The sequence below is a fragment of the Bradyrhizobium sp. P5_C11_2 genome (assembly GCF_054049755.1).
Genome location: NZ_JBFULT010000229.1, coordinates 1 through 11,119, shown reverse-complemented (window position 1 = coordinate 11,119; position 11,119 = coordinate 1). Strand labels below are relative to the sequence as shown.

General features: G+C 66.2%; 6 protein-coding genes. 2 read left to right on the top strand and 4 right to left on the bottom strand.

What is annotated here, in order from left to right; translation table 11 throughout:
* The 4 genes from ACXJL8_RS21150 to ACXJL8_RS21135 form a co-directional block, all read right to left on the bottom strand.
* Positions 1-2,336, bottom strand: a 2,336-nt coding sequence (locus ACXJL8_RS21150) for an efflux RND transporter permease subunit (protein WP_456685514.1), incomplete at its 3' end; no start/stop codon positions are given.
* The gene (locus ACXJL8_RS21145; protein ID WP_456685513.1) at positions 2,336-5,485 is read right to left on the bottom strand and encodes an efflux RND transporter permease subunit; all 3,150 of its coding nucleotides are present in this window, start codon (positions 5,483-5,485) and stop codon (positions 2,336-2,338) included. The genes ACXJL8_RS21150 and ACXJL8_RS21145, both read right to left, overlap by 1 nt.
* Before the next feature lie 36 nt (positions 5,486-5,521).
* Entirely contained in the window at positions 5,522-6,925 is a 1,404-nt protein-coding gene (locus ACXJL8_RS21140) for an efflux RND transporter periplasmic adaptor subunit (protein ID WP_456685512.1), read from the bottom strand.
* The gene (locus ACXJL8_RS21135) at positions 6,915-8,399 is read right to left on the bottom strand and encodes an efflux transporter outer membrane subunit (protein ID WP_456624055.1); all 1,485 of its coding nucleotides are present in this window, start codon (positions 8,397-8,399) and stop codon (positions 6,915-6,917) included. Before ACXJL8_RS21135 ends, ACXJL8_RS21140 begins: the two co-directional genes overlap by 11 nt.
* Before the next feature lie 919 nt (positions 8,400-9,318).
* Between ACXJL8_RS21135 and ACXJL8_RS21130 the strand changes: the two genes are divergently transcribed.
* Together ACXJL8_RS21130 and ACXJL8_RS21125 are read left to right on the top strand one after the other, a co-directional pair.
* Positions 9,319-10,548, top strand: coding sequence for a class I SAM-dependent methyltransferase (locus tag ACXJL8_RS21130; protein ID WP_456685511.1), 1,230 nt, complete (start codon positions 9,319-9,321; stop codon positions 10,546-10,548).
* Positions 10,549-10,632: 84 nt separating this feature from the next.
* A partial coding sequence (locus ACXJL8_RS21125; protein ID WP_456685510.1) for a pyridoxal-phosphate dependent enzyme occupies positions 10,633-11,119 on the top strand: 487 nt, incomplete at its 3' end.

The window sequence follows — 11,119 nt, the reverse complement described above, 5'->3', positions numbered from 1 at the left end:
GCGACAAAGATGCGATCGAGATTGGACGGATCGACCTGGAATTTCGGGTCGATCTCCAGCACGATCATGTACTGGTTGCGCTGGGTGTAGATGATCGAGATCTGCCGCTGCGAGAAGGCGTTGTTCAGCGCATTGTCGATGTCCTGGACCTTGACGCCGAGCGCCGAGGCCTTCTGGCGGTCGATGGACAAGGTCAACTGAAGGCCGCCGGGGTCGCGATCACTGGAAATGTCGGTGATACCCTCGATCGACTCCATGCGCTTGGCCACGATCGGCGCCCATTGCTGCAACAGGCCGAGATCGGTCGAGGAGAGCGTGTACTGGTAGTCGGAATCGCTCTGCCGTCCGCCGGCGCGCACGTCCTGGGCGGCGAACATGAAGAGGCGGATGCCGGGCACCGGGAACAACGCGCGCCTGAGCCGGTCGATCACGAGCTGCGTCGAGACATAGCCGCGCTCCTCCGGCGGCTTCAGGCTGATGAACATGGTGCCGCGGTTCGAGGTCGCGGCCCCCGGCCCGCCGCCGCCGCTGCCGACCGTCGAGCCGATGCCGGCCACAGCCGGGTCCTGCATCACGATGTCCGCAAGCCGCTGCTGGAGGCTCAGCATGGACTGGAACGAGATATCGGCCGAGGCACGCGTCGCGCCGATGACGAAACCGGAATCGTCCGTCGGGAAATAGCCCTTCGGCACCTTGATGTAGAGCGTGACCGTCAGGGCGATGGTGGCGAAGAACACCAGCAGCGTCAGAAAGGGGAATTCCAGCACGGTGCGCAAGGTGCGGGTGTAGAAGGCGACGATGCGCGACAGCGAGCCCTCGATGACGCGATCGAACAGCGTCGCGGTACCGGAGGTGGTCTGCCGGATGTATTGGGCGCAGATCATCGGCGTGACCGTGAGCGACACCAGCGTCGACACCAGGATCGCGAAGGTCAGCGTCAGCGAGAATTCGCGCAGCAGGCGGCCGACGATGCCGTCCATGAAGATCAGCGGCGTGAAGGCCGCGATCAGCGACAGGCTGATCGAGACCACCGTGAAGCCGATCTGCCGGGCGCCCTCCAGCGCCGCCTGGAACGGCCGCATGCCATGCTCGAGATTGCGGTACATGTTCTCGATCATGACGATGGCGTCGTCGACCACGAAGCCGACCGAGATCGCGAGCGCCATCAGCGATAGATTGTCGATCGAGAAGCCCGCGACCCACATGCCGGCGCAGGTTCCGGCGAGCGCGAGCGGCACCGAGATGCCGGCCGCGATCGTCGGCGTGATACGCCGCAGGAACACGAACACCACGACCATCACGAGAATGGCGGTCGCCAGCAGCGTCCATTGCATGTCCAGCACGCTGGCGCGGATGGTGCTGGTGCGGTCGACCAGCGTGGAGATATCGACGCCGGCCGGGATCCACTGCTTCAGCTCCGGGATCAGCTCCTTGACCCTGTCGACGGTGTCGATGACGTTGGCATCGCCCTGCTTGGTGATCTGGATCAGGACCGCCGGCTGCTTGTTGAACCAGGCGATCGAGCGCGCGTTGCGGACGCCGTCCTCGATGTCGGCGACGTCGGATAGCCGCACGAAATTGCCGTTGGAGCTCTTGATGACGATGTCGCGGAACTCTTTCGCCGTGCGCATCTGGCGGTTGAGCGAGAGCGTCTCGCTCTGGCGCTCGCCGTTGAAGATGCCGACCGGACCGAGCGGATTGGCGTTGATGATCGCGGTGCGCACGTCGTCGGTGGCGATGCCGGCGTTCGATAGCGCCACCGGGTTGAGCTGCACCCGCACGGCCGGCTGGTCGGCGCCACTCACAGTCACATCGCCGACCCCCGGCACCTGCGAGATGCGCTGCGCGAGCACGGTATCGGCGACGTCGTAGATCGCACTTGCCGACAGCGTCTTCGAGGTCAGCGCCAGCACGAAGACGGGGGCGCCGGCGGTATTCGCCTTGCGGAACCTGGGCAGCGTCGGCAGGTCGCTCGGCAGGTCGACCAGCGCGGCATTGATGGCCGCCTGCACGTCGCGCGCCGCCTTGTCGATGTTGCGGCCGATGTCGAACTGAAGCTGGATATTGGTCGTGCCGAGCGAGGACGTCGAGGTGATCTGGTTGATGCCGGCGATCTCGCCCAGCCGGCGCTCCAGCGGCGAAGCCACGGTCGCTGCCATCACGGAAGGATCGGCGCCCGGCCGGCTCGCCGAGACGAAGATGGCGGGGAAGTCGACGTTCGGGACCGAGGCGACGGGAAGGAACGCGTAGGCGACGACACCCAGCAGGAACAACCCGATCGAGAGCAGCGTGGTCGCGACCGGGCGGCGGATGAACGGCTCCGAGATCGATGCCATCACTGCATCCCCTCGGTAGCCCCCGCGACCGGCGGGCCGCCGGGCTCAACCGGCGGCAGCGCCTGCTCGAGGCGGCGGTTGATGCGGTCGAGGGCGAGGTAGATCACGGGCGTGGTGTAGAGCGTCAGCAACTGGCTGAGCAGCAGGCCGCCGATGATGGAGATGCCGAGCGGAAAGCGCAGCTCGGCACCGGTGCCGCTTTCGATCGCGAGCGGCAGCGCGCCGAACAGCGCCGCCAGCGTCGTCATCATGATCGGGCGGAACCGCAGCAGGCAGGCCTGCACGATCGCCTCATGCGCCGGCATCCCCTGCCCGCGCTCGGCCTCGAGCGCGAAGTCGATCATCATGATCGCGTTCTTCTTGACGATGCCCATCAACAGGATGATGCCGATCAGGCCGATCACCGAGAGGTCCTGTCCGCACAGCATCAGCGCCAGGATCGCGCCGACGCCGGCCGAAGGCAGCGTCGAGAGGATGGTGATCGGGTGGATGTAGCTCTCATAGAGCACGCCGAGCACGATGTAGATCGTGATCACGGCGGCAAGCAGCAGCCAGGGCTGGCCCGCGAGCGCCTTGGCGAATTCGGCGGCATCGCCGGCATAGACGCCGACGATGCTGTTGGGCATGCCGATGCGGGTCTCGATCGTCTTCACCGCCGCGACGGCATCGCCGAGCGCCGCGCCCGGTGCGAGGTTGAAGCTGAGCGAGATCGCCGGGAATTGCGCCTGGTGCGAGATCGCGAGCGGCGCCGTGGTGCGTGTCAGGGTCGCCACCGCCGACAGCGGCACCTGGGCGCTGGGCGCGCCGGCGATGCTGCTCGCAGCACCCGGCAGATAGAGCTTTGACAGGATCGAGGGATCGCGCTGGTACATCGGCAGCGCCTCCAGCACCACGCGGTACTGGTTGGCCTGGCCGTAGATGGTCGAGATCTGCCGCTGCGCGAACGCGTCGTTGAGCGTGTCGGTGATGCCTTGCAGGCTGACGCCGAGCTGGCCGGCACGGGTGCGGTCGACGTCGAGCTGCGCGCGCAGGCCGCCCTCTTGCGCCTCGGAGGAGACGTCCCGGAACAGGGGATCGCGCCGCAYCTCGTCAACCAGCTTGCGTGCCCATTGCGACACCAGCGCCGCATCCGTGCCGGTCAGCGTGTACTGGTATTGCGAGCGGCTCGACTGGGTCGAGATCTGCACGTCCTGCACCGGCTGGAAATAGACGGTCATGCCGGGGATGCCGGCCACCCTCTGCTTCAGCCGGGTGATGACCCCGCTGACATCGTCGCGGCGTTCGCCGCGCGGTTTGAGCGTCATGACGAGGCGGCCGACATTGGTGGTCGGGTTGACCGACCCCGCGCCGATCACCGAGACCACGCCGACCACGTCGGGGTCGGCCTTGATGGCGTCGGCGGCCTCGGCCTGCCGCTTCTGCATCTCCGCGAACGATACGTCCGGCCCGGCCTCCGTCACCGCGGTGATCGAGGCGGTGTCCTGGAGCGGCAGGAAGCCCTTTGGCGCGACGACGTAGAGGACGAGGGTCGCAACCAGCGTGGCGAAGGTCACGACCAGCGTGGCGCGTTGGCGCTCCAGTACCCAGAGCAGCGACCGGTGGTAGACCTCGACGGTGCGATCGATGAAGCGGCTGATCGCGGCCAGCCCCGGCACCGCCAGCTCCTCGTGGGCGTGCTTGAGCAGGCGCGAGCACATCATCGGCGTCAGCGTCAGCGAGACCACGGCTGAGGTCACGACCGCGATCGTCAGCGTCAGCGCGAACTCGCGGAACATGCGCCCGACCAGGCCGGACATGAACAGCAGCGGGATGAACACCGCGATCAGCGATACCGTCAGCGAGATCACGGTGAAGCCGATTTCGCTCGCGCCCTTCAGCGAGGCCTCCATCGCGCTCTCGCCGTTCTCCATGTGGCGGACGATGTTCTCGATCATCACGATGGCATCGTCGACGACGAAGCCGGTACCGATCGTGAGCGCCATCAGCGACAGATTGTCGAGGCTGAAGCCGGCAAAATACATGATGCCGAAGCTGGTGATCAGCGACAGCGGCAGCGCCACGCCCGCGATCAGCGTGGCCCGCAGCGAGCGCAGGAACAGCAGCACCACCAGCGTCACCAGCACCACGCTGAGGATCAGCGTGAACTGCACGTYGCGCACGGAGGCGCGGATGGTGACGGTGCGGTCGGAGACGATGGTGAGGTTCACCCCGGCCGGAATCGCGCGCTGAACCTTGGGGATTTCGGCGCGGATCTGGCTGACGACGTCGATCACGTTGGCGCCGGGCTGGCGCTGGATGTCGATGATGACGGCCGGCGTGCCCTGATACCAGCCGCCGGTGCGGTCGTTCTCCAGGCCGTCGACGATTTGCGCGACGTCGCCGATCGTGACCGGCGAGCCGTTGCGGTAGGCGACGATGATTGGCCTGTAGGCGTCCGCCGCGGCGATCTGGTCGTTGGCCGCGATGATGTAGGCCTGCTGCGCGCCGTCGAGCGAGCCCTTCGGCCCGGAGACGTTGGCGTTGGAGATCGCCGTGCGCAGATCCTCCATGGCGATGCCGTAGGACGCGAGCCGCGCCAGATCCGCCTGGATGCGCACGGCCGGCTTCAGCCCGCCGAGCACGGAGACGCGCCCGACGCCGGAGATCTGGCTCAGCCGCTGCGCCAGGAGGGTGTCGGCGATGTCGCTCATCGCCCGCAGCGAGATCGTGTCGGAGCGCAGCGCCAGCGTCATCACCGGCGCGTCCGCCGGGTTCACCTTGGCGTAGGTCGGCGGATAAGGCAGCGTCTTGGGCAGGACGCCGGCCGCGGCGTTGATCGCGGCCTGCACGTCCTGGGTGGCACCGTCGATGTCGCGGTTGAGGTCGAACTGGAGCGAGATCTGGCTGACGCCGAACGAGCTCGTCGAGTTCATCGCCGACAGCGACGGGATCTGGCCGAGCTGCCGCTCCAGCGGCGCCGTGATCAGCGAGGCGATGACATCGGGGCTGGCGCCGGGAAGCTGGGTCGTCACCTGCACGGTCGGAAAGTCGACCTGCGGCAGCGCCGAGACCGGCAGCGAGAAATAGCCTAGCAGCCCGCCGATCAGCAGCGCGATGCCGAGCAGCGAGGTCGCGATGGGACGGCGGATGAAGGGTTCGGAGACACCCATGGGATGCGCCTGCCGCTCAAGCGGCTGTTGTCGGGATCATGGCTGCTTGGCTCCACGTCCCGATGGTTCAGTCCCCTGCGCCGGTGCCGGTCCGGTCTGGCCCTTCTGGTCGCCCTCGCCGTTCATGCGCTTGGCGCGAACCTCGCCGTCCCTGCCTTGTCCATCCTTCTGGTTTTCCTTGGCGCCATCCTTCTTCTGGCCATCCGGCGCACGCGTGCGCTTGCGCGGAGCGAGATCGGCGGACGGCGTCTGGTCGTCGCGGCCGACGATCACCTTGGCGCCGTCGGACAGGTTGGCAAAGCCGGTGGTGACGACCCGGTCGTTCGGCGCCAGGCCGCTCGCGATCACGGCGTCATGCTCGTTCTGCTGCGTCACCGTCACGGGCTTGGCCGAAACCACATTGTCCTCGCCGATGACGTAGCTGAAGGTACCGATCGGGCCGCGCTGCACCGCCGATGTCGGTACCACCAGCGCCTGCATCAGCGTCTCGACCTTGAGGCGGACGTTGACGAACTGGCCGGGCCAGAGCTGATAATTCGCGTTGGGGAATTCCGCCTTGAGCTTGAGCGTGCCGGTGGTCTGGTCGACCTGGTTGTCGATGCCGGTGAGCTTGCCGGTGTCGATCACGGTGACGCCGTCATTGCCGAACACGTCGACCGCAAGCCTGCCCTTGGCGGCGGCCGCATTGACCCGCATGATCTGCTGCTGCGGCAGGCTGAACCACACCGCGATCGGCTGCAATTGCGTGATGACGACGAGGCCCGTGGTGTCGGCGGCGTGGATGATGTTGCCCTGGTCGACCTGGCGCAGGCCGGCGCGCCCCGAGATCGGCGCGACGATCTTGGTGTAGCTCAGCGTCGCCGCCGCATTGTCGATCGCGGCCTGGTCGGCCTTGACCAGCGCCTCGGTCTGGGCGACCAGCGCGCGCTGCGTATCGGCCTGCTGCTTGGAGCCGGCGTTGGAGGCGGCGAGCTGCTCGTAGCGCACGAGGTCGATGCGCTGGTTGGCGAGCTGGGCCTGGTCCTGCGCTTTCTTGGCGACCGCCTGGTCGTAGGTCGCCTGGTAGAGCGCGGGATCGATCTCGCCGACCACGTCGCCCTTCTTGACGTCCTGGCCTTCGGTGAAGTTCACCGCGATCAGCTTGCCGTCGACCTGCGAGCGCACGGTCACGGTGTTGAGCGCGCGGATCGCGCCGACGCCGTCGAGATAGACCGGCACGTCCTGGATGCGGGGTGTCGCCGCCAGCACCGGCACCGGCAGATCGGGCCGCTGGTTGCGGCCATTCGCCTGCTGCGGCTGCTGATGCCAGACAGTCCAGCCGAGATAACCGAGGCCACTGAGGATCGCGAGCGTGATCAGGGTCATGACGAAGCCGCGGCCACGCGGCTTTTTCGCCGTCCCGTCCTTCGCGCCCTGCTTCGTGTCCGGCTTAAAGAGCATTGACCGGTTTCTCCATTCGCGGCTCCCAGCCGCCGCCGAGCGCCTGATACAGGCTGACGATGGCGAGCAAGCGGGCCAATTGTGCCTGCCACAGCGCGTCTTCCGCCGTGAACAGGGTCTGCTGGACGTTCAGCACGGTCACGATGTCGGCGGTGCCGGCGCGCAATTGCTGCTCGGCGAGATCGAACGCGCGCTTCGAGGAGGTAACGACATCGCGCTGCAATTGCAGCTTGATCGTGGTCTGCTTGATCGAGAACAGCGCATTGTCGACGTCAGCAAAGGACTGCACGATGGTCTTGCGATAGGTCTGCAGCAATTCCTCCTGTCGCGCCTTGGCGAATTCGAAATTGCCGAGGATCTTGCCACCGTCGAAGATCGGCTGCGTCGCGCTGCCGACCAGCTGGAAGAACGCCGCATGCGGCTGGAACAGCGAGACCAGCGCCGAGCTCTGATAGCCGCCATTGCCGGTCAGCTGGATGCTCGGAAAGAACTGCGCGCGGGCATTGCCAATGTTCGCTGTGGCGGAGGCAAGCTGCGCCTCCTGCCTGCGGATGTCTGGCCGCTGCGTCAAAAGCTCCGACGGCAGGCCCGGCGTGACCTTCGGGATTGCGATCTGGTTCAGCGAGCCGCCGAGCACGCGCACGCTCTCCGGCGGCCGCGACACCAGCACGGCGAGCGCGTTGACGTTCTGGTCGAGAGTCTGGCGCAGCGGCGGCACCAGCGCCTTCTGGTTGGCCAGCACGCTCTCCTGCTGCGCGACGTCGAGATCGGTGCCGGTGCCGGCCTTGCGGCGCTCGCGGATGGCGTCGAGGATGCGCTGCGCGCTGGCGATGTTGCTCTGGGCGGTGCGCAGGCGGTCCTGCGAGGCCAGCACCTGGAAATAGGCATTGGCGACGCTTGAAAGGGTCGTCAGCGCGACGACGTCGCGGTCGAAGCGGTTGGCGTTGGCGGTTTCTTCCGCCGTTTGCAGCGCGTCGCGGTTCTGGCCCCAGAAATCGAGCTGGTAGCTTGCGCTCAGCGAAGCCGAATAGTTGACGACCTCGCGGCCACCGATGGACAGGCCCGACGCACTCGAGCCCGAGGTGCGCGAATAGGTCTCCGATCCGCCGCCCGACACGCTCGGCAGCAGCGCCGCACCCGCCTGCCGCGCCTGGGCGTCGGCTTCCACGATGCGCGAGACCGCAGCGGCGATGTCGAGGTTGACGGTCTGCGCCTCTTCCATCAGTTGCGTCAGCTCGGTCGAGCGGAAGCCGCGCCACCAATCGAGCGTCGGCGGTGCGTCCGGCTTGCCGGCGTATTTGTACCGGGCGGGAACGTCGAGCGCCGGATCGGGGAGATCCTGGGTCAGCACGCAGGCCCCCGAACTCGCGGCAAGGCCAAGCACCGCGAACCAGCGCGCCGCTCGCAGCGTTCGGGAAGCAGACCCGCAAGATCGCCGCATGGCGACCGCCGGAACGTGCTGTGTCACATCCACCCCCTGCCGGGCAGACCGAACCGCCGCCGCGCAGCCGGATTAACCGATTCGCGGCGGATCAGTCGGGGGGCTTCGGGCAACTCTTTCACAGCGCTGATGCTTTCTGCGGAACTTGAAACGGATACTAGCCGGACGCGGAACTGCGGGACAGTCCCGCACCTGCGAAACGCACACCCGAACGGGTCGATATCAAGGTCACGAAAGTGCAAGATATGCCTGTCTTGCAATGATTTCTTGCATTCGTGCGCCGCACTGAAGGGCCTTCAAGCTTACCAAGATTTCATGTGATATTGCCGCCACACTCGCGCCGAAGCCACCAAACCCGGCCCGCGCTCCACTGAAACCCTCGCCGCGGCGCACCGTAGCGCCGCGATCTGGTCGGCACCGGCGAACGCGATGCTTGGACTTCCCCGCCGAGACTTTCATCACCTACTTCGACAATCATCGGCTGCTGCACCACAACCGGCCGGTCTGACGCACGGTCAAGGGTGGCAGCCGGCGCTATGTCGAGCGGCTCCAGGCCGCGTTCAAGGATCGCGTCCGGCTCGGCTGCGCCGTGACGTCGATCGAACGCAGCACACACGGCGTCCCCGTCCATGGCCGGCACGAAACATTCGATCAAGTGATGATCGCGGCGGACGCTTGCGATGCTCTCGGACGCAACGGCCGGGCGCCGGGCGCTCACCTCCCGTGCCCTGCTGCGATCGTTCTTCGCCTGCCGCTCGTGAGCTTCAAGGTGATGGGGGCGATCAAGCCCTGCGGCAGTGCCGCGACGATAGCACCTTGGCGGCCGGCAAAATCCACCCTTATATTATCGATAGCTGACCGAATGCGGGGCGCGCTCTGGTCTRGCGACATGGAGGGTTGGGCGCGCCTGGCTTGCGGTCGAACCGTACCAGCTCAGGTGATGGATCCGCCGATGTCGAATGTCGTCCAGGTGACGCCCGACAACATCGAAACAGTACTCGCCGACCTGCCGCGCATCGTTCGCTTGGCGCTCACCTTCGGCTCCCGACTGCGGCGCGGGACGCTCGATGTCACCTTGCCTGACGGGCGCGTGATCCGGCTCGGCGGGCAGGAGCCGGGCCCGGACGCGGCGATGCGGCTGCACAATTACGGTTTCGCCTCACGCCTGATCAACGGCGGCGACATCGGCATCGCGGAAGCCTATCTCGCCGGCGACTGGGACACGCCCGACCTGACGCAATTCCTCTATTTGTTCTGCGTCAACCACGATTTGATCCAGGCCATGCTGCGCGACAAGCCGCTGATGCGGTTCGTCCAGGTCGTGCGGCACTGGTTCAACCGCAACACCCGCCGCCAGGCGCGGCGCAACATCCACGCTCACTACGACATCGGTAACGCGTTCTATTCGGCCTGGCTCGATCCCAGCATGACCTATTCGTCGGCGCTGTTCGAGGAGAGCACGTCCGACCTCACGGCCGCGCAGGCCAACAAATATCGCAGGCTTGCCGAGGCGCTCGACTTGAAGCCGGGCCATCGGCTGCTCGAGATCGGCTGCGGCTGGGGCGGCTTTGCCGAATTCGYGGCGAAGACGTTCGGCGCAAGCGTGGTCGGCCTGACGATCTCGACCGAGCAGCGCGATTTCGCACAAAAGCGCATCCATGAGGCAGGCCTTGCCGAGAAGGTCGAGATACGCCTCCAGGACTATCGCGACGAGCGCGACCGCTACGACCGGATCGCTTCGATCGAGATGATCGAGGCGGTCGGCGAGCAGTTCTGGCCGCGCTATTTCGCACAGTTGCGTGACCGGCTGCTGCCGGGCGGCCTCGCCGGCATCCAGGCCATCACCATCCAGGACAAGCTGTTTCAGAGCTACCGGCGGGAGGTCGACTTCATCCAGCACTACGTCTTTCCCGGCGGCATGCTGCCCTCGCCCGCCGTGCTCAAGTCGCTCGGGGACCGGTTCGGCGTTCCCGTCATCCGCGAGCGCATCTTCGGGCAAGATTATGCCAAGACACTCGCCACCTGGCGAAATAATTTCCGCGCGGCCTGGCCTGGCCTCGTCCCGCTCGGTTTTGACGACCGGTTCCGGCGGCTGTGGGAGTACTATCTGTCCTATTGCGAGGCCGGATTCCTGTCCGGGAATATCGATGTCCGGCAGGTCATCTTCGCAAAGCAGCAATAAGAGTTTGCGGGGTCGGCTTGTATGGCCGGCGACCCTACTTTAGGGTCGGCGCCCACGTCATAAACCAGCCGGTAATTGCCTGACATGACCATCAATAATGACGTTGTCGAAGCCATCGGCAACACTCCGCTGATCAAGCTCAAGCGCGCCTCGGAAGCGACCGGCTGCACCATTCTCGGCAAGGCCGAGTTCATGAACCCCGGCCAGTCCGTGAAGGATCGCGCGGGGAAATGGATGATCCTGGAAGCGGAAAAGCGCGGTGACTTGCGGCCCGGCGGGCTCGTGGTCGAAGCAACCGCCGGCAATACCGGCATCGGCCTTGCGGTCGTGGCAAGCGCGCGCGGCTACCGGACGCTGATCGTGATCCCGGAGACGCAGAGCCAGGAGAAGAAGGACTTCCTGAAGCTGTGCGGCGCCGAGCTCATCGAAGTGCCGGCCCTGCCCTACGCCAACCCGAACAACTATCAGCATGTCGGCCGCCGGCTCGCCGACGAGCTGCGCAAGACCGAGCCCAATGGCGTGCTGTTCGCCGACCAGTGGAACAATCTGGACAACGCCAAAGCGCATTACG

What these genes read in the sequence shown, in the direction of transcription:
- ACXJL8_RS21140 (WP_456685512.1), bottom strand. Translation starts at nt 6,925, where the DNA reads ATGCTCTTTAAGCCGGACACGAAGCAGGGCGCGAAGGACGGGACGGCG.